This is a genomic window from Scytonema sp. UIC 10036, assembly GCF_009725235.1.
This window is the reverse complement of record NZ_WJFC01000039.1, coordinates 1-18771: the sequence shown is the minus strand read 5'-3', so window position 1 is coordinate 18771 and position 18771 is coordinate 1. Positions and strand designations below refer to the sequence as shown.

Annotated in this window: 16 protein-coding genes and 1 pseudogene; 9 read left to right on the top strand and 8 right to left on the bottom strand. The window is 42.5% G+C overall.

The genetic code is table 11. The features are described 5' to 3' along the window. Positions 1–235: 235 nt before the first annotated feature. The gene (locus tag F7734_RS19425; protein ID WP_155746215.1) at positions 236–1036 is read right to left on the bottom strand and encodes a Nif3-like dinuclear metal center hexameric protein; all 801 of its coding nucleotides are present in this window, start codon (positions 1034–1036) and stop codon (positions 236–238) included. 118 nt (positions 1037–1154) lie between these two features. Next, positions 1155–2603, bottom strand: a complete 1449-nt coding sequence (locus F7734_RS19420; protein WP_155746214.1) for a glycosyltransferase family 2 protein — start codon at positions 2601–2603, stop codon at positions 1155–1157. 399 nt (positions 2604–3002) lie between these two features. Between F7734_RS19420 and ebsA the strand changes: the two genes are divergently transcribed. The 5 genes from ebsA to F7734_RS19395 all read left to right on the top strand — a co-directional run bounded on the left by ebsA (position 3003) and on the right by F7734_RS19395 (position 6539). After that, positions 3003–3380, top strand: coding sequence for a type IV pilus biogenesis protein EbsA (gene ebsA / locus F7734_RS19415; RefSeq protein ID WP_155746213.1), 378 nt, complete (start codon positions 3003–3005; stop codon positions 3378–3380). A 298-nt stretch (positions 3381–3678) separates the two neighbouring features. Continuing rightward, positions 3679–4773, top strand: a complete 1095-nt coding sequence (locus F7734_RS19410; protein WP_166482005.1) for a phosphotransacetylase family protein — start codon at positions 3679–3681, stop codon at positions 4771–4773. A gap of 176 nt (positions 4774–4949) precedes the next feature. Continuing rightward, positions 4950–5453, top strand: coding sequence for a hypothetical protein (locus F7734_RS19405; RefSeq protein WP_038081576.1), 504 nt, complete (start codon positions 4950–4952; stop codon positions 5451–5453). Between the two features lie 88 nt (positions 5454–5541). Then, entirely contained in the window at positions 5542–5940 is a 399-nt protein-coding gene (locus tag F7734_RS19400; RefSeq protein WP_155746212.1) for an MAPEG family protein, read from the top strand. Between the two features lie 107 nt (positions 5941–6047). After that, positions 6048–6539 (top strand): YajQ family cyclic di-GMP-binding protein, encoded by a 492-nt coding sequence (locus F7734_RS19395; protein ID WP_155746211.1) that lies wholly within the window; start codon positions 6048–6050, stop codon positions 6537–6539. A gap of 128 nt (positions 6540–6667) precedes the next feature. On the opposite strand, the gene F7734_RS19390 is transcribed toward F7734_RS19395, so the two are convergent. Together F7734_RS19390 and F7734_RS19385 are read right to left on the bottom strand one after the other, a co-directional pair. Next, positions 6668–7225 carry a glutathione S-transferase family protein gene (locus F7734_RS19390; protein WP_155746210.1) on the bottom strand — a complete coding sequence of 186 codons (558 nt, stop codon included), beginning with the start codon at positions 7223–7225 and terminating at the stop codon, positions 6668–6670. A gap of 142 nt (positions 7226–7367) precedes the next feature. After that, positions 7368–7832, bottom strand: coding sequence for a hypothetical protein (locus F7734_RS19385; protein ID WP_155746209.1), 465 nt, complete (start codon positions 7830–7832; stop codon positions 7368–7370). A 587-nt stretch (positions 7833–8419) separates the two neighbouring features. Here F7734_RS19385 and F7734_RS19380 point away from each other — a divergent pair. Beyond that, positions 8420–9142 (top strand): tetratricopeptide repeat protein, encoded by a 723-nt coding sequence (locus tag F7734_RS19380; RefSeq protein WP_155746208.1) that lies wholly within the window; start codon positions 8420–8422, stop codon positions 9140–9142. Positions 9143–9197: 55 nt separating this feature from the next. Here F7734_RS19380 and F7734_RS19375 read toward each other — a convergent pair whose 3' ends face one another. After that, positions 9198–11987 (bottom strand): S-layer family protein, encoded by a 2790-nt coding sequence (locus F7734_RS19375; protein WP_155746207.1) that lies wholly within the window; start codon positions 11985–11987, stop codon positions 9198–9200. An 803-nt stretch (positions 11988–12790) separates the two neighbouring features. On the opposite strand from F7734_RS19375, the gene F7734_RS60785 reads away from it, so the two are divergent. After that, positions 12791–12946 carry a hypothetical protein gene (locus F7734_RS60785; RefSeq protein WP_166482004.1) on the top strand — a complete coding sequence of 52 codons (156 nt, stop codon included), beginning with the start codon at positions 12791–12793 and terminating at the stop codon, positions 12944–12946. 86 nt (positions 12947–13032) lie between these two features. Here F7734_RS60785 and acsF read toward each other — a convergent pair whose 3' ends face one another. After that, positions 13033–14109, bottom strand: a complete 1077-nt coding sequence (gene acsF / locus F7734_RS19370) for a magnesium-protoporphyrin IX monomethyl ester (oxidative) cyclase (RefSeq protein WP_155746206.1) — start codon at positions 14107–14109, stop codon at positions 13033–13035. A 344-nt stretch (positions 14110–14453) separates the two neighbouring features. On the opposite strand from acsF, the gene F7734_RS19365 reads away from it, so the two are divergent. Next, a complete protein-coding gene (locus tag F7734_RS19365) occupies positions 14454–14966 on the top strand; it encodes a TM2 domain-containing protein (RefSeq protein ID WP_155746262.1) in 513 nt (170 codons plus the stop codon). Here F7734_RS19365 and F7734_RS19360 read toward each other — a convergent pair. Together F7734_RS19360 and hemW are read right to left on the bottom strand one after the other, a co-directional pair. Next, positions 14963–15631: a DUF2996 domain-containing protein gene (locus F7734_RS19360; RefSeq protein ID WP_155746205.1), complete on the bottom strand. Its 669-nt coding sequence runs from the start codon at positions 15629–15631 to the stop codon at positions 14963–14965. The genes F7734_RS19365 and F7734_RS19360 overlap by 4 nt on opposite strands. Before the next feature lie 209 nt (positions 15632–15840). Next, positions 15841–17003, bottom strand: a pseudogene (gene hemW / locus F7734_RS19355) (radical SAM family heme chaperone HemW); the annotation flags it as partial. A 357-nt stretch (positions 17004–17360) separates the two neighbouring features. On the opposite strand from hemW, the gene F7734_RS19350 reads away from it, so the two are divergent. Beyond that, positions 17361–18437, top strand: coding sequence for a PIN/TRAM domain-containing protein (locus F7734_RS19350; RefSeq protein ID WP_155746204.1), 1077 nt, complete (start codon positions 17361–17363; stop codon positions 18435–18437). Positions 18438–18771: the final 334 nt, after the last annotated feature.

Here is an 18771-nt window from a genome sequence, read left to right as displayed (position 1 = left end):
TTTTACTGTTAAAAGCTGTTTTTATGTCACTAGAGTGCCACAACAAATGTCTGTAAATATCGGGTTTCCACACGGGTTTACCCAACCTACTACCACATCCACCTTAAAACGTTAGGTTGAGGCTGCTCTGGCGCAGGGGGGAAACAGGAAATTTATTTTCCTCCCCTTTATAAGGGGAGGTTAGGAGGGGTAAAAATAATGTGCAACTTCATATTAAATTGGTATATGGTATGTATCACAGAAATAATCGGAAATCCTCATCTTTATGGCTTAACTGCACCCAGTCTAAGTTTAAGAATTGTAACTTTTGGACTAAGCGATCGCACGCGGGGCGTTCTGTTGCGTAATGTCCAGCATCAATTAAAATGAGATTGCGATCGCGACTTTCTTGGAATTGATGAAACTTACAATCAGAAGTTAAGTAAGCTTGAGCACCTGTTTTAAGAACTGCTGAAATAAAACTAGCACCCGAACCACCTAAAACAGCGACTCTTGAAATCTCCTGCTCTAGATCTTCTGTGGGTGAGATTAATAGATGAGGTGGTGTGAGTTTAGATTGGATTGTTGTCAATAAATTCTTTAAAGTGAGGGATGGGTTAAGATTGCCTGCGCGTCCATATCCCAAACTGGATTGGGTGGGAACTACAGGAGAGACTTGCTGAAGGTCTAAAATTTGAGCCAAAACATCAGCCGTCCCATCCTCAACCTGGTCGAAGTTGGTGTGAGCGCTATAGATACCGATATTATGAGTAAATGCTAACCGTATCATTTCACTGACAGCATCGCCAGTGCGTAGGGACTTAGGTGGATTAAAAATCAAGGGATGGTGAGAAAAAATCAGATTCACAGGGATACCCGCATTGCGTAACGCTAGTGCTTCTTGCATGACTGCTAAAGTAGGCGTTAAACACACAAGAACGCGTGCGCTTTCCTGCAACACCCCAGGCTCAACTTGCCAACCACAATTATCCCAACTTTCTTGCCAAGCTGGATTTGCCCATTCTTCAAACCAATCTATTAAGTCTGTTATTTTCATTTTTTAGTGAGTGGTTGGTGGTTGGTGGTTAGTGGTTAGTGGTTAGTGGTTGGTGGTTGGTGGTTAGTGGTTGGTGGTTGCAACTAACTACTAACTACTAACAACCAACAACTAACCACTAACTCTTCCCTTGATGTACCGTTTTCACCCATTTCAAACGCTTTGGCCGTACTGACATGCGGGCAGTGGCACTACTCATGACCACTATCCAATGGAACATATACAGTGTGCCGCGTAGGGTCTCAAGCATTAGTAGAAGAGTTGTAGAAATTTTAAATTCCTTGTCTTTACGTATGCGCCTTAAACCCACGAACATCCCTGTTATTGACATCGTTACTGTTAAGCCAGTTACAGGACTTAAAATTGGTGGTCGATGACGTACTATTGCCATCAATATATCTGGTACTGCTGCTGTAGGTAATATGTACTGTAGTATCATATACATCAGTAAATCCCAGGTTTTACGTGTTCCCATACGGTTTCTGAGAATGAGATCCCAGTAATCCAAATACCGTTGGTATCCACCTTCTGCCCACCGATTGCGCTGATGCCAAAGTGCGACCGCATTTGTGACACCTTCTTCTTCTACCGTTGGGTTAAAAACACATTCAATATCCCAGTCATCAAGATGCAAGCGAAACGTCAAATCTAAATCATCGGTGATTGTTTCCTCATTCCAACCACCACAACGCAGTAGGGCTTCTCGCCTTACAAATTGACCGTTTCCGCGCAGTTCGCCAATACCACCTGTAGCAATTCTTTGCTGTTGCATGTGAGCATCAAGTGCCATTTCTGCTGCTTGACCTTTTGTCCAGAAATTCTCTGTGGCATTGGCAATAACTTTTCTGACCTGTACGGCACCTAAATTTTCTTTTTCAAATAAAGGTATGACGCGCACCAGTAAGTCTGACGACACTTGGGCATCCGCATCAAACACCGCCACAATTTCTCCCTTAGTCAGAGGTAAAACCTGATTTAATGCTCCTGATTTACCTCCACCTGCATCTGGTTCTCGCCGCAGAACCTTAAGTTGGTCGTACTCTTGAGCTAAAGCTGCCAGTACGTCAGGTGTTTTGTCAGTACTGTTATCGTCAATAATCCAAACTTCGTAACGTTCTTCTGGGTATTCTAAACTACACAGGTTTTTGACTAATCGGTCTATGACCGCTTCTTCATTTTTAGCTGCTACTAAAACAGATACTACAGGCCAATCCCCTTGCATTTCTTCCAAACGTTTTTTGGGTCTAGCAAATACTGCTACTAGGGTATGAATGCTTAGGATGGTCGTCAATCCCAAGACAAACAAAGTACCCCAAGAAACTAAATGCAGGGCGATCGTACCACTCCAGACTATCGTCAAAACCAGAGCAGCTTTGCGTCTGCGACCTCGAAACCTTGATGGAAGAGACATAGAAGGCGATGTCTCTTCTGCCGACTCTTCTGATACTGATAGGTCAGTAAGTAAGGAGAAGTTTGAATAGCTCAAATCTCCGCTCAAATCATCAGAGGAGTTAAGCGGATCGAGTTCGTTATAGGGATCGTTTTCGGGCCAGGAATTCGCTGGCATAGGTAACTTAGTTTAAGCAACAGTATTTATTTACACCCATATAGAAGTTGGGAATCAGGTAAATCCAGAATGTGCAACCTCTACGTACTTTGAGCTTACCTTGAGATTGGTGGTATTTTTCAACAGCTATAGGGTTCGCACAACAAGCTTATAAGCCTGAGTGTATCCCAGCTTCAATAAAAGCCAGTGCAGACCTATTGTACCTGACATTGTCACATTTCTTAGCAAAAAATGGGCATTGGGCATTGTCCACCGACGTTCTCTCGTTCCCAGGCTCCGCCTGGGAACGAGAGAACGTCGGTCACTGGTTAGGTGATGACTGGTCACTAATTTTTGGGAATACTATTGAGAGCAGTTAATGTATCCAATTGTCAATTTAACATTAGGAATATTTAGAGTATGTCTATCGATCAACTCCAGCCCGCCGCTCAGCAACAAGCAAGTGTGTACCTGCCTTACATTCAAGGTAATAACAAGCGTAATTTCTTGCCTTTTGCGATTGGTCTCTACCAAAAGGGAGTTTTGGAAGGTTACCGCAAGATAGAAGGCAGTGACAATATTCCCTTTGTTGCAACTTGGAATGTTGCTACCTTGCCTTCAGACTTAACTCGCTGTCGAGTCCAGTTTGACGGTAATGCTGAACTTAGCTACGAAGTGATGATGGCAAGCTTCGAGTTTATTGTTTTTTTAATCGAGCTTTTAGAAAACTATAAACGCCACCGCACGACAGATTTTTCCCAAACCTTCTACCGGAAGTTGCTGCGTATAGAAGATTGAAAGCCTTACCTGCGCTCCCTATATTCAAAGCAGTTCCTCCGGGAATGTGCCAGAATATAAAAAAGTACTTTTAGCCCGTCACTTCTTTTTTCGAGGTTTTTAGCAAAGTGTCACTTATCAAAGATAGCAAACTTAGACCTAAAATTAGAAAGACCTAGCTAAGTTGTGAAAAGCCATCAGCAATTAGCCATCTGCTTTTAGCAAAAATTAAGCTGACTGCTGTTTGCGTAGAGTTCCCGCTACTCGCATATGCAAGAGTGCTGAAAGCTAATTAACGTTTGAAACTAGGAGTGCATACGTGCCAAAGTCCACTAAATATTTGTTGATTGGATCTACAGAGCCTTACTGCGGTAAATCTGCAACAATTCTCGGTTTATCTTATCAACTTCAGCAAAAAGGGCTTGATATTGCTTACGGTAAACCATTAGGGACTTGTTGGAACAAATCCCCGGACAGTTTGGTTGAGGAAGATGTTCAATTCATTACAACTAGCCTTAATTTACCGGAAAACCGGATTGCACCAACCATGCTGAGCTTAGATGAAATTACCGTGCAAAAGTACCTGCAAGGGTTAGATAAAAATGATTATCAAAAAACTTTGGCACAGCAATATTCGCAAATGCAACTCGGCGACTTGGTGTTACTCGAAGGACCGGGAAATTTGGAAGAAGGGACTCTGTTTAATTTGTCCTTGCTACAAGTAGCAGAAGTTGTAAATGCATCTGTCCTGTTAGTAGCTCGTTATAAGTCGCTACTTTCCGTTGAGCCATTAATCGCTGCCAAGCAGCTTATGGGCGATCGCTTGATTGGTGTTGTCATTAACGATATTCCCACAGAACAACTGCCAGCCGCTAACACGACTATGCGCTCTTTTCTAGAACAACAAGCGATTCCCGTACTGGGTTTGTTGCCGAAAAGCGATTTGTTACGCAGTGTGAGTGTAGGCGAACTGGCAAACCAGTTAAACGCAGAAGTTTTGTGTCGTAGCGATCGCCTTGATTTAATGGTAGAAAGCCTTGCTATCGGCGCGATGAATGTCAATGCCGCCGTAAAGTATTTTAATATGCGCCGGAATATGGCAGTCGTTACAGGAGGCGATCGAGTGGAAATTCAACAAGCTGCTTTAGAAACTTCCACCCATTGTCTTATTCTCACCGGGCAGCTACCACCTCCCTCCTTCATTCTCAGCCGCGCTGAAGAATTAGAAATCCCAATTTTATCCGTTGACTTGGATACCCTCACCACCGTGGAAATTATTAATCGCGCCTTTGGAAATGTGCGCCTTCACGAACCAATTAAAGTTCAGTGTATTCGCCATTTTATGGCAGAGCATTTTGACATTGACCGTTTGCTTTCTCTACTAGATTTCAATCCAGCAGCAGCACTACAGTAGGGGGGTAGGGAGTAGGGATTGGAGACAAGGGGGACAAGGGAGACAAGAAGTACCACACTTATGCCCAATCCCTAACCCTAACCCTACCCCTACCCTATCCCTATCCCAGAAATTCATCCGAAAACATCCCTTGTCTGCTAAAATTCTTGGTCGTTTAATCTACTATTTGTTCATCTTTGAGCCAGTCAATAGACCTTATTAACGTCGATACATTAGCGCTAGAACTGGCGACAATCCAGCAAACAGGTTCCAAAAGAATCGCGTTGCTGGGGTCTCGTCATGTCCCGATTACCCATCAGAATCTTATTGAGATGATGAGCTATGCCTTAGTTTTAACGGGGAATCGGATCATAACTTCCGGCGCTACTGGTACTAATTCAGCTGCTATTAAGGGAGCAATGCGGGCTGACCCCAATTTGCTAACGGTGATTCTACCTCAAAGCTTAGAACGCCAACCCTTAGAATCGCGTCAGCAGCTAGAACAGGTGATGCATCTGGTTGAAAATCCTACCAACAATCATCTGTCTCTTGCAGAAGCGAGTTACTTGTGTAACAAGGAGATTGTCTCCCGTTGTCAGCAACTTATCTGCTTTGCATTTCACGACAGTAGAACTCTGCTGCAAACTTGTAAGGAAGCAGAAGAGCAAAGAAAACTGGTGACGCTATTCTACTTTGATTAGTTATGAGTCATTTGTCTTTTGTCCTTTATGTTGGACTAATGACTCATGACTCATAGCTAATGACCAATGACTCATGACCGATAACTAAATGACTATTTTTTTGTACTCTATTGCGGCTGCTGCCGTTCTGATTTACGTGCCATTTTTAGTGGTAAGTTATGGTCGCGTGCAAGTTGGATATGATATATCCGCTCCTCGCGCCATGTTTGATAAACTACCACCCTACGCTCAACGAGCAACTTGGGCGCACCAAAACTCGTTTGAAGCGTTTATGATTTTTACGGCAGCAGCATTAATGGCATACGTAACAGGTGTGAATTCTCCCGCAGCTACAGGTGCTGCAGTCACCTTTGTTGTAGCTAGATTGCTATACTCAGCTTTTTATATTTTTAATGTTCCGATTTTGAGATCCCTGATGTTTGCTGTTGGCTTTCTTGGTTCTGCCACTCTCATTGCCCTCAGTATAATTGAAGTAACTAACAAATAATGGTTAGTGGTCAGTAGGTTAGTGGTTAGTTGTTATTAGAGTAACTAACGACCAACCACTAACGACTAAACACTAACCATTAACTAGTAGCAATTTAAGAATTTTCTATGGCTTCTACCTTTTCCTTTGATATTGTTAGCGACTTTGACCGACAAGAGTTGGTCAATGCAGTCGATCAAACTGTGCGCGAGATTAAAGGTCGTTACGACCTTAAAGATACTCAAACAACTGTTGAATTAGGAGAAGACAGGATTACCGTTAATACTGATAGCGAGTTTACATTGGAAGCAGTACAGGGAATACTGAGGGATAAAGTTGCTAAACGCAATCTCTCGCAAAAAATATTTGATTTTGGCAAAGTTGACTCTGCTAGTGGTAATCGCGTGCGTCAAGAAATTACCCTAAAAAAGGGTATCAGTCAGGAAAATGCCAAGCAAATTTCCAAGCTTATTCGCGATGAATTCAAAAAAATACAAGCATCAATTCAAGGAGATGCTGTACGTGTTACCGCTAAAAGTAAAGATGATTTGCAAGCCGTAATCCAAAGGTTGCGGCAAGAAGATTTCCCTGTTGCTTTGCAATTTACAAATTATCGGTAGGTTGGTTGTTGGTTGTTAGTTGTCATTGGTCATTGGTCATTGGTCATTAGTCATTAGTCATTAGCACTAACACCAACAACCAACAACCAACAACTAACAACTAACAACTAACCACTAACCACCAACAACTAACCTCTCGCTCCAATACTCTTTTGAAATGCTGGACGCTCAGAGATTTTTTTGATGTAATTTAATACTGCTGGATATGGACTGAAATCTAGCTTCAACATAACGGAAATGTAGGCTAGAATCGAGCCTACGGCAACATCAGCAACTGTAAATTCATCACCAAGCAAATAGGGCTGCCGTTCAAATACTTCATTGAGAGGAGTTAATAGGCGGGGCGTTTCTTTTTCCCGACTGGCTTCTGTAAAAATGCCTGTTGCTAAAGTGGCATTGGAAAATAATACCCATTGTGCTATTTTGGCGTTTTCTTCTAGTGAAAGTGTAACTTTTCCATACTTCTCTTGCAGGTAAAGCAAAATGGCTCCCGATTCCCATAGTGTGAAGTCACCATCTACTATGGCAGGGACTTTTCCTACTGGGTTAATTGTTAAGTATTCCGGTTTGCGTTGTTCCCCTGCTTGCAAATCGAGCTTAACAAACTCGTAGGGGATTTCAAGTTCCTCTAGATACCACTGAACAATGGATGCACGGCTCATTGCGCCACCATATAGTTTTAACATTTATCAGTTACCAGTTATCAGTTGACAGTGAATAATGATAACTGATAACTACCAATCTAGGGCGACCATTATCCTTTAAACCATATAATGGTCAATTTTTACAGTGCATAAGTCCCATCTGCCCTCTTATTTCTATCTTCTGTTAGAGAACTTTGTGGGTGTTGGGATGCTGTTTGATGTTGTCTTCTTTAGTTACATTTCTTGTCACATTTAATACTCTCTTTCGTTCAGTAGAATATTTGAAATCGGTATAGGTTGTACCTAGAGGAATCAGAGATTTTGCTACTTCGCGACGCTTATAGGTACGAGCAGCTGCGATCGCCCGTTCCATAAAATCATGACCAAGTTGGGCAGATTCAGGAAATTCAGAAGGAATTTTGAGCTTGTCCCTGTCCACCAAGCTGCCTAAAGTGGTAGCATAAGCAAGCTTATATGAGGTATTAGTACCTTTAAAGAGCGTTTCTAGAGAAGCCGAGGGAATTGGTTCTACAATATCGACTTGATGAACTTCTCCGTCTTCTTTTACAAAACAGGTTGCTAAACCGATAACGATGTAGTCATCTGCTGTTAAGTCGGGTGCGTTGGAATAAGAAATTACTGTTGTCATAACAAATTTTGTCAAAACTTTACAAAGTCTACAAGAGGGTTTAATTCAAGCTTTTTAGGTGCGGAACTACCCAAATTTCTGTGAAAGTCCGGAGTTCTGAGTAATGAGTCTTAGTAATTTCCGCAATCCTACTCATTCTTTATAAGTCAGACCTCTGTACTATCAAAGCACTGAACTAGGGAGTAGGGAGTGGGGAGTAGGGAGTAGATAATTTCTAACCACTAACCACTAACCCCTAATCCCTAACCCCTAACTCCATTGGTCATTTTATCAAGTTGCAGCTACCTCTACTTGAATAATCTGAGGGATTGATAACTGCTGTATCTGGAATTGAACTTGGGGATGAAGTATCCATTATTAGATTGAAGCATCAATTATGTAAGGTGCCTCAATTTGGTGCAGAACCCCAAGAGCCATATGGCTCCTCTAAGCATAAATTCTTACTTGTTAGGACAGCTCAAGTCCAGCTTGGGTGCTTGCGCCCAAGTACTCACAGACACCTTAACAAGTGACACAGGGGTAAAACCACAAGCACGATGAAACCTATAAGTTGATCTCACAAGAGCAAGCGGCTCAGGCAGGAAACTATGAACAGTCACTCATTTTTAGCTTCTGGTGACCAGCAAAATCACCTCCACCCATTTGCGCTGAATATAAATGCATCACGAGAGCAAGAGGCTAACGGTAGAGACGAATCCTCTGTAGGAGATGGTTATTTGCGCTCTCGTGCTCTAACAATGGCTCAACAAGGACAGTATATTGCAGCAATTGAGTTGTTGAATCAATTGATTGCTCGCCATCCCCTCAATGCTGTTGATTACAACAACCGAGGACTAATTTATTTTCAAAGTGGTGAAACAGAAAAAGCTCTTTGTGATTACAATACAGCCCTAGAACTCAATCCTAAATTGGCAAGTGCTTACAATAACCGAGCCAATTATTATGCGGCTTGTGGTAAATTAGAAGAAGCTCTGGAAGACTACGATCGCGCTTTGGATTTAAATCCGGGTCATGTGAGAGCATGGATTAATCGAGGTATTACTTTCCGTGACTTGGGGCAATATGAAGAAGCAGTAGAAGATTTTGAGGCGGCTCTACTTTTTGGTGAATTAGAGGGACACATCATAGCAGAGAGAGGCAGAACGTATCATCTCTGGGGCGACTGGAATTGCGCGATCGCTGATTACCGTCGTGCTTTAACTTACTTACCTTCTTATGGTTCCAATAAGGGAGAACCAAGCTTCCGCTTGCGCTTACAAGTTGAAAATTGGTTAGATGAGTTGTTACACCCACACTATTTAAGATGGTAATTCCCACCTCGCCGGAAAAAGGTGGGGGCTGAAGACAGAAGCAAAGAAACTGCTCCTAAGAGTGACAAAAAGCAGTGTTTTGCCATGAACTATGAGGATTTACCTTGGGTGGTTGAGCAATGAGAGTGACTTCACCATTCTTATCCACAACCCATCCTTGGGCTTCAACAATCTGATTGGATGATGGGGAAACATTTTCACCTTTGAATTTTGAACTTTGAATTTTAAATTGATGAGTATTTCTTGGTTTTTGATTAGAAACTACATTTATCTCTTGGTTGGAAAGTGACACCCACCCTACCTGCACATCATCAGATGCCAACATCTGATAAGGGCTAGGTGCAATTCCTCCACGTCCGGTCATAATAAATTCACTCTGCTGCGTATCGACATCATCCAAACAAGCTTGGGCTACTTGAGTATCCGGTGGTGGTGCTTGTGGTAATTTGGTTAACCCACGATTGGGGTCAATTTCAGGAGTGTTAATTTCAACAACACCATCTATACCAAATTCAGAACTGGCAGTAATGTGACTCCCAGGAGATAGCAAGAGTCCCTGAGTATCGATTGTTATATTACCTCCCCTTCCTTTAGCTGCATTAGCAGTAATATAACTGTTCTCTAAAGAAACTAATGTCTCCGTGTCAATATCTATGTTGCCCCCATTCCCATCAGCTTGAGCAGTTCCTGCAGTAGCAGTTATGCTGCTGTTGCGTAATAAAATATCTCTGGCTGTGAGAATGATATTTCCACCTTCACCTGAGGTTGTTTCTGTCGAGATAGTGCCTTGATTGTCAAGATGGATAAAGCGAGCGTTCACCGCAATTTTGCCTGCATTGGCAGTTGCATCACCTCGAACACGGGCAAACAAACCACTGTTAGAACCATCGTTATCAACTGTCTCACCACCAAATTCTTGGCGTCGCGCTTTGAAAGTGCGATCGCTTCCAGAAATATAAACGCTATCGGTGGCATTAAGAGTTATGTTGCCTGCACTGCCACTACTAAAACTACTGGTTAAAATTTGTCCGCCGTCTGTTAACTTAAGGGTATCGGTGTTAACAGTGATATTACCGCCATTTTTGCCACTCCTCGTTCTAGCACTGAGAACTGCTCCATTAGAGATGCGTAAGTCACCAGTCGTGACAGTAATATCACCTCCAAGTCCTGTTGCACCAAGTTCTGTGGAACTGATGAACCCACTGGAGAACCCTTTTGTAGAAACGCCTAAAAGATTTACAGACTCTGTAGAATTGACGCGAATGTTTCCTGCTTTCCCATTTCCACGTGTTAAGGATTGAATCTCCGCTCCATCAGACAAAGAAAGAGTGCGCGAATAAATTTCAATATCGCCTGCATGACCAACACCGGTCTTTTCTACTGTACTGAAGATACCTGTACTATCCCCAAGTCTTGCGATCGCGGCTTCAGTCGATGGTGAAGTCTCGTCTTCAGGATAGGAAGAAAATATCTCGACCCATTCTGGGGTTTGATTAACAATTGATATAAAGTCATCTACCCAAATAGATATATTTCCTGCATTTCCTTGTCCAAATGTACTGGCAACGACTTCAGTACCATTGCTCAGAGTTAAAGATCTCGCTTTGATAAAAATACCACCACTATTGCCCACTGCTTCAGATTCCACCGCATTGGAGATAGAACTTCTAGATATCTCAATATCATCTGTAGCATTGAGTACAACATCTCCTGCATGGCTGTTGTTTGTCCCCAATCCTTGTCCAATACCAGCATTAAGACGGCTGTCAGATATTTTCAGCGATCGAGCATTGATAGCGATACTACCTCCATTGGAGGCACGTACATCTATACTAGAGAGATTGCTGAGGAATACATTAGCTTGTGCTACACCTTTTGGAAAACTTAAGCTCAGCAGATCGCCGTTCATATTTAACCCCACCGTCCCTGCTTCTGCCAATCCTCCCAACTCCACTCTGCCCCCAGGAGCACTGAGAGAGCCACCGTCTAGAATGATATTTCCACCAACGAATAACAAACTCTTACCATCTCCAACACGCAAACCAGTTGAATCCGATTCAGGTATGGTTGGTGGTGGTGCGACAGGAGGTGCGATAGCTGGTGGTATAACGGGTGGTGTTGTATCAGGTGAGAGTTCTTTCAGTACAGATGGTATTGTTACTAGAGCAAAATCTAATGGATCTGTTGGTGATAGTGGTAGAATTGCAAATGGTAGGCTTACTTCAGAAGCCTGTTGAGTGAGGTTTGTGACTGGTGTCGGTCCGACCGAGCGCTCGACGACTATTGGTGCGGGATTTATTTGATTGAATAAAAAAGCTGATGGATTGACTGTGAGTAACGGGGGAGTATCGGGATTTGAAGCGCTCCAAAAACCGCGATCGCCAAACTTAATGGCATTTGCAGTGGTTGCTACAAATGAACCTCTAACATCCAAACTGGCATTTTGACCAAAAATAATTCCGTTGGGGTTCATGAGAAACAAGTTAGCATTACCCTCAACACCAAGCTTCCCAAAAATTTTGGAAGGGTCAATTCCCGTCACTCGACTCAAAATGTTCTCAATACCGGATGGGTTAGCAAAGTAGACTTGTTGTCCTTCACCAACATGAAATTGTGAAAAGCTGTGAAATAGATTAGCTCCGCGAGTTGCGCCCCCTTCAATTCTATAGGTTTGAGAGTCGATTTGCCTAACTGTAGAACTTTCAGCACCTAACGTGTTATCTGGAGCAGGCTTGAGTTCTTGAGCAGGAGCACAATTTGTACCTAATAAGTACGTACACAAGCCAATTGTTCCCACTTTTGCGACCAAGCTCAAATACAGTTGATGCTTACTTTGTTTGAACATTGTGTTTGTCAAAGAAACAGCAGTGACTGAATAATAATTTTGCTACACGTTTATTAATTACTGGTAGTTAAAGTTACTTTTAACAAATCCTCTTAGTAGGTTGCATATATTTTCAGTAAAATCCGCTTTTTTTTTACAAAACTTAACAATAAAACAATTTTTGATTAAAAAACTGACTTAAATACAAGAGTTATATATATAATACGTTTGTATTTTGTTCGTAGTAGCGCTTTAGCGCATGCGTTTCTACTACAAACCAGAAATTATTATTTAAACCGACTTACTCACTAATAATTAATGAAAAATACTGAGGAAAACGATCCTACTGTCAAAGCCTAACGAATGATTTAAAGTAAAAACATCACGAGATTCCAATACTGCGTAAGTTTTGCATAAAAATACGAAATTACGTAGGTTGGGGAGCCAGCCCTGAACCGTGTGCGTGGCGCGAATGCGCCATAGGAGGGTTTCCCTCCGCACCTTTACTGGCGTTTGAGGAACAAAACCCAACATTTATCAGCATTTGTTGGGTTTCGCACACGGGTTTACCCAACCTACTATTTCCCTTAAGGGCTTTAGCCCTACCTACTTACAGAATTACAGTAGTAACCGATACTTGATAAGTGTTCAATATCACCCGATCGGGTGAGCCAATTGGATGAAGTCGATCGCTAGCTCTTCACTATATTCTTATTTTGTAACCCAAACGAACGACTAATAAGGAATTCGGACTGCAAATTTTAAGTGTCATCGTTGTTTCTGGACTAGTCGTCCCGGATTTCCGTACTCTTTGCGAGGTTCTGATGAGCGAGCAAGAAAAAGCTAATATTCACTCAGCGTATCAAATAGCAGCAGAAATGACCTATATTGTGGCGGTTGGTTTGAGCAAGGCAAGAGAAAAATCAGAAGCCAGAAAAATGCATCGTCACCAGAAAAATAGGACTCCGTTTTCAAATTAAACAGAAAAACTCTCTATAATCATTGGATAGCATCACATAAAATAGAGAGACGTTACTACAACGTCTCTCTATTTTATTGACTACATCTACCGCACAACGTATCGAGTTGCTTCAGCATCAATTGGTTTGATGAAGTACAACCGCAAGACTTGCCAAGCGTTGGAGATGTAATAGGGTAGCTTCTGGAAGAATTGCAGGAATTTGGCAGTTTTGGAGTTAGCGATCGCAGTCAACTTCTCGTTGTTCTTGACACACACTTCCAAACGCTCGTAGAATTCCGGCTTCTCAACGTCTAGCATGACGGGGAAGACACGCCCTGCTGTTTCATTGGTTTTTTCAATGACGTACTTATCATATTCCCGTGCATCTAAACCAATTGACGCATAAAAATCTTTGCGCTGTACGTCATTGAGATACATAGTGGCAAACACTGACAGCAGGAAGAACCGACACCACAACCGCGCTTTCCAATCGTTCAGCATTTGTGGCTGAGACTTCATAATGGCATCAAAGAAATCACCGTGGCGATTTTCATCCTGACACCAGTTCTCAAACCAACGGAAAATTGGATAAATTCGATCTTCTGGGTGTGCTTCTAGGTGACGGTAAATTGTGATGTACCGCCAGTAACCAATCTTTTCTGAAAGATAGGTAGCGTAGAAGATAAATTTTGGTTTAAAGAAAGTGTACTTGCGGCTCTTTGTTAAAAATCCTAAATCTAGGGACAGATTAAAATCTGACAGTGCTTTGTTGAGGAAGCCTGCGTGACGTGCTTCATCCCGCGACATAAGATTAAAGCACTCTGCCAAAACGGGGCTTTTATCCTTTAAACGACGTCCGAGTTCTTTGTAAAGCAAAAATCCAGAAAATTCTGCTGTACAGGAACGCTCCAAAAATTCAACGAACAACCGACGAGTTTCCCCATCAATACGATCCCAGGATTGTTCAAACTCGGAATCCCGAACAAAATGATGGCGGTTGTAGTCCGCACGAAACTCTTCTAAGATAGCTCGCAACTCATCTTCGTTGACGGAAATGTCCATCAGTGCCATCTCATCGAAGTCAGTTGTGTAGAATCGGGGTGTCAGCAGAGTTTCCTTGGCTGGGACTTTAATCCCTGGCCGTATTTCTTCAAAGCCTGGTTTTTTTAGGGAATCTACCATGTCCTGATTGCCATGAATGTCTTATTATTCCGTGGTTTCTGCCAAAGTTATGTGGTATGTGTTCACGAACTTTGACAGATGACAGTATTTTATTTGTATAGTTCAGTCTACCAAGGCTAGGGGTAATAACAGACGCCTAAAACGTTAAGACTTGCAACAATACTTCAATTAACAACCCTATCGGGTGAAGTACAATTTTATTTTCCCGAAGTATGCTAGAGGTAGGGTGTCAAGCGTATTTGTATTATTTATGGAAATTTTATGATAATGATAAAAATTTTAATGAACCGCAGAGGCGCAGAGGGCGCAGAGGGTGCAGAGAGAATAAGAGGGGTTTGAACGTGATGAATGCAGAGAATAATAATACTAATAGAGAACATCAAGATCGTCTTCTTGTCTCTTACATTTTAAATATAGTTGGTTTTTTAGGAGTAACGGGTGGGCTGCACCGCTTGTACAATGGCAAGATAGGGACGGGTTTGCTATGGATGTTTACTTTTGGGTTGCTGGGGATTGGGCAGTTTGTCGATTTATTCTTGATCCCTAATATGGTTGATGAACAAGAAATGAGGCTCAAGCTCAAAGCTGGTGTGTCTCCCTTTGGCGTACCTTTAAATCAAACTCCTGCAGCAACTGAGGTTTACAAATCGCCTCAAGAAAAACTGATGATACAACTGCTGAAAGTGGCAGAAAAAAGAAGTGGCACAATCACTGTGACTCAAGGAGTCATGGAAACTGGGGCTAGTTTTACGGAAGTGGAAGCAACACTCAAGCAAATGCTGAAATCTGGTTATGTAACGATAGATAACGATCCTGTTACAGGAGCCGTTACCTACCATTTCCACGAGCTTGGCTAGTTTCTTCCCAACCACTTTTGACCGTTTAAACGCTGCACAATACCAAACACCAAAAGATCTAGTGTGATTTTGCGCTCATCTATAAGGAATGACTCAAGAGTGCTGGGCTTTTTCCCTTCATTACAGGAAAATGCTTTTTTCCCTTGAATGTCTTCTTCAGGAAAATACAGGTTAAACTGGCGCAGCCCGTTTTGCCAACTACCCGCTATTTGCCAACAGTCTTCAGCTTTTTCATAACCAACGATGGGAAGCTTCTGCTTGGCAAAAGATAATTGTAAATCTTGTACCCCTTCTTTTGCGATCGCTTTTTGTAAAGCTGGCAAGTAGTCTTGCTGTATAAACTCTACAAATGGCTTATCCTCAACACCAGGTGCTTTCTCTTTTTTTGACCCTGCTTTAGCAGCGGCGGCTGGTTTTTCGTCCCCATCCCCTGTGGCTTTACCTGCTGGCTTTTCCCGTTTAGGGGGTGCAGTTTTGGCTTGTGCCGCATTGGGATTAGTTTCTGGGTTTGCCGTTGTGGGGTCTGGAGCGTTGGCAGTTGGAATGCTTGTCGCTTCAGGTGAATCTGTGCTGGGAGCGTTTTCTTCAGCGACACTGGGGGCTTGCTTATCGACAGTGCTGGGAGTAACTTCTCCTGCTTGATTGTGATTTGTTTCTTCTGCCATTGCTTGGAGTCAATCCTTCCGACTTGACTGTTTCACTTTCATTGTGACATAGCTCTTGTCTCTCGATCCGGTGACAAGGCTTGGGAATACAGGGTGCGAGGCGGAGCCAAGCTATACAGCAACAGGAGGCGGAGCCTCACCGAAGGCATTCCCAGGCGGAGCCTGGGAACGAGGTACCCTACCCCTACCCCCGACTCCCTACCCCCTAACAACTCTGCTAGCACCACATTAGAGAACAAAAAACCTTCGGGATCGGTTAGTCGCAACCTTCCACCTACAACTTCTACCCAGCCTTTCTTAAATATGTTGCACAACACTGCTCGATCGCTTTTACCTTGTCTTCTCCAAACTGTTCTGCCAAAACCGCTAAGCTGACTCCTTCTGCCAACCGCAGCCCTAACATTAAAGTTTCTAGTAAAACTTCATCTGCTGGTGTCACATCACAATCGACGAGCGCTCCATTTTCCACCCATCGGTAATATTCCTTAGTGGTACGCGGGCGGTTGAAGCGTTTTCCTCCTACATAACTTGCCGCTCCCATGCCAAAGCCGTAGTAGGGGCGGTTCTCCCAGTAAACTCGATTGTGGCGGCATTGATGTCCCGGTTGGGCGTAGTTAGAAATTTCATAATGTTCGTAACCTGCATTTTTTAAAAATTTCTGTGCCAAGCTATACATTTCAACTGTGGTTTCATCTGTTGGTAAAGGGCGATCCCCAGGTTTGTAATACCGCCCAAAAGGAGTTTGTGGCTCAATTGTCAAGTCATAAATAGATATATGCGTAGGTGATAGGGAGATCGCTTTTTCTAAAGATTCTTCCCACCTATCTAAAGTTTGATGCGGTAATCCCGATATTAAATCTATGCTGAATTCGGGAACTGCGACTAGTCGAATTAAATCCACAGCTGCGAAAATGTCTGAGACAGTGTGCGATCGCCCACTCACTTTTAACAAATCATCCTGAAAAGCTTGCACGCCCAAACTGATCCGGTTTGTGCCTGCTGCACGGTAGCCTTGTATATGGGCTAAGTCAAAAGTGCCTGGGTCCATTTCCATGGAAATTTCTGCTTCAGACGATATGCCAAACTGCCTATCTAACGCTGTCAATATGGTTTGTAACTGTTCTACAGAAAGAAGGGAGGGAGTACCGCCACCAAAAAAAATTGTTTGCAATGGTTGACCGAGATTCGGTGTCATGGTGATTTCTTGACACAAGGCGCTAACGTATTGAGAAATAGTGCCTGATGTTTCACCCCGCAAGCGATCTCCGACAACTGATACAGGAAAATCGCAGTAAAAGCATCGTCGCCTGCAGAAGGGGATGTGAACATAAGCGGAGGAAGGAGTGCCGACAATATTGACTGGATGAACCATTTTGATAAATATTTAAATTATTAATCGAAGAGTTACAAATAATGAAAATTACTGTGTCATGTTAGATTTTTTTATCGTTTTACAACAAAAAGATGAAAAAGATAAAGCATAAAACTCTTTGGTTATAATAAGTGCATATCTTGTCAGACAAAACTCCTAGAAAGTACGAAGAATGAGGGACAAAGGATGAAAAAAATTTATACACATTCCAGAAGGGGGACAATCTCCTGGATAAATTCATAAAGGGATTTCACTTTATACTTCATAGTTTATCCTTATGTCTAAATCTATCTTACCGAGGAAATAAAAAATACCTTATTTGCTTGGTTAACACAATTTCTGGAAAACAACACAATCATGGTTGATGCAATTATTATTTTCTCATTCGTCCTGGCAGCAACGGGCATAGGTTACTACAGTATAGACCTCTTACCAAGCGGATCTCTGGCCAACGTTAGCAACCAAGAAGCTTTACGCTTGGTCTTTGCTGCTTTCACTGCTATCATTGGCGGTGCAGTTGGATTAAGGTTCCAGACAGGATACCGACGCTTGGAAGCACAAGTCCGGGAATTACCATTTGATGTGATTCTAACTCGTGCTATAGGCTTGGTTGTTGGGCTACTGATAGCTAACTTAATGCTTGCTCCGTTGTTTTTGCTACCAATTCCAGCAGATTTTAGCTTTATTAAACCTTTGGTGGCTGTTGTGGGTAGTATTGTTCTGTCATATACGGGCATGAATTTAGCTGATTCCCACGGACGGGGGCTGTTGCGCCTGATTAGTCCCAATACCGTAGAGACAATGATCGCGGAAGGGACTCTCAAACCTGCCAGTACCAAAGTTTTAGATACTAGCTGTATTATAGACGGTCGTATTGAATCACTACTGGAAACTGGGTTTTTAGAAGGGCAACTGCTTGTACCCCAGTTTGTCTTACAAGAATTGCAGCAAGTTGCCGATGCAAGTAAAGACCAAAAGCGAGTCAGGGGAAGACGCGGGCTAGAAATTCTTAACAGAATCAAAGCAACTTACCCAGAGCGGATCGTCATTAACCTCACTGACTATGAGGATATTACAACTGTTGATGCTAAGTTAGTCCGATTTGCTCAAGAAATTAACGGTACGTTACTAACAAATGATTATAACTTATCAAAAGTGGCTAGCGTACAGAAAGTTCCGGTGCTGAATGTTAATGACTTGGTAAACGCAGTTCGTCCTACTTACTTGCCAGGTGACAATATTGACATAAAGGTACTGAAAGAGGGGAAAGAACCAAGTCAAGGCATTGGCTATCTTGATGATGGCACAATGGTTGTGGTTGAAGAAGGGAGTGGTTATGTAGGAGGCGAAATCCGAGTCGTCGTTACAAGTGCTTTGCAAACTTCTGCAGGAAGGATGATTTTTGCCAAACCACAAGCTTCTGCGATCGCATGACAAGAATTAGGGTTAAATTTTGCAGCCGATGTGGGTTAACCGCATCGGTTCTTTATCGAATCAAGTACGAAGAAGATGGACAATGGGTTTTTGTTTGCTCTAATTGTTGGGAACAAGTGAGTCAAAATAACCCTTTTTACGTCTATGGAGGAACCTGGAAAGCAAAGAAGAAAAATTGAACAAAATTTTGGATTTTAGATTTTGAATTTTGGATTGAAAAAGCCTTATATAGATTTATTTTCTCTCATTCAACTATAGCAGTCCTAAATGATTTACAAACACCTCTTCCTTGTCTTCCTTGTCCTCCTTGTCTTCCTTGTCTCCCTTGTTTGGA

Coding starts and splice junctions, on each gene's coding strand:
- acsF (WP_155746206.1), bottom strand. CDS start 14,109: ATGGTAGATTCCCTAAAAAAACCAGGCTTTGAAGAAATACGGCCAGGG.
- F7734_RS19385 (WP_155746209.1), bottom strand. CDS start 7,832: ATGACAACAGTAATTTCTTATTCCAACGCACCCGACTTAACAGCAGAT.
- F7734_RS19400 (WP_155746212.1), top strand. CDS start 5,542: ATGACTATTTTTTTGTACTCTATTGCGGCTGCTGCCGTTCTGATTTAC.
- F7734_RS19395 (WP_155746211.1), top strand. CDS start 6,048: ATGGCTTCTACCTTTTCCTTTGATATTGTTAGCGACTTTGACCGACAA.
- F7734_RS19350 (WP_155746204.1), top strand. CDS start 17,361: ATGGTTGATGCAATTATTATTTTCTCATTCGTCCTGGCAGCAACGGGC.
- F7734_RS19360 (WP_155746205.1), bottom strand. CDS start 15,631: ATGGCAGAAGAAACAAATCACAATCAAGCAGGAGAAGTTACTCCCAGC.
- F7734_RS19380 (WP_155746208.1), top strand. CDS start 8,420: ATGAACAGTCACTCATTTTTAGCTTCTGGTGACCAGCAAAATCACCTC.
- F7734_RS19365 (WP_155746262.1), top strand. CDS start 14,454: ATGAATGCAGAGAATAATAATACTAATAGAGAACATCAAGATCGTCTT.
- F7734_RS19375 (WP_155746207.1), bottom strand. CDS start 11,987: ATGTTCAAACAAAGTAAGCATCAACTGTATTTGAGCTTGGTCGCAAAA.
- F7734_RS19420 (WP_155746214.1), bottom strand. CDS start 2,603: ATGCCAGCGAATTCCTGGCCCGAAAACGATCCCTATAACGAACTCGAT.
- F7734_RS19425 (WP_155746215.1), bottom strand. CDS start 1,036: ATGAAAATAACAGACTTAATAGATTGGTTTGAAGAATGGGCAAATCCA.
- F7734_RS19390 (WP_155746210.1), bottom strand. CDS start 7,225: ATGTTAAAACTATATGGTGGCGCAATGAGCCGTGCATCCATTGTTCAG.
- ebsA (WP_155746213.1), top strand. CDS start 3,003: ATGTCTATCGATCAACTCCAGCCCGCCGCTCAGCAACAAGCAAGTGTG.
- F7734_RS60785 (WP_166482004.1), top strand. CDS start 12,791: ATGAGCGAGCAAGAAAAAGCTAATATTCACTCAGCGTATCAAATAGCA.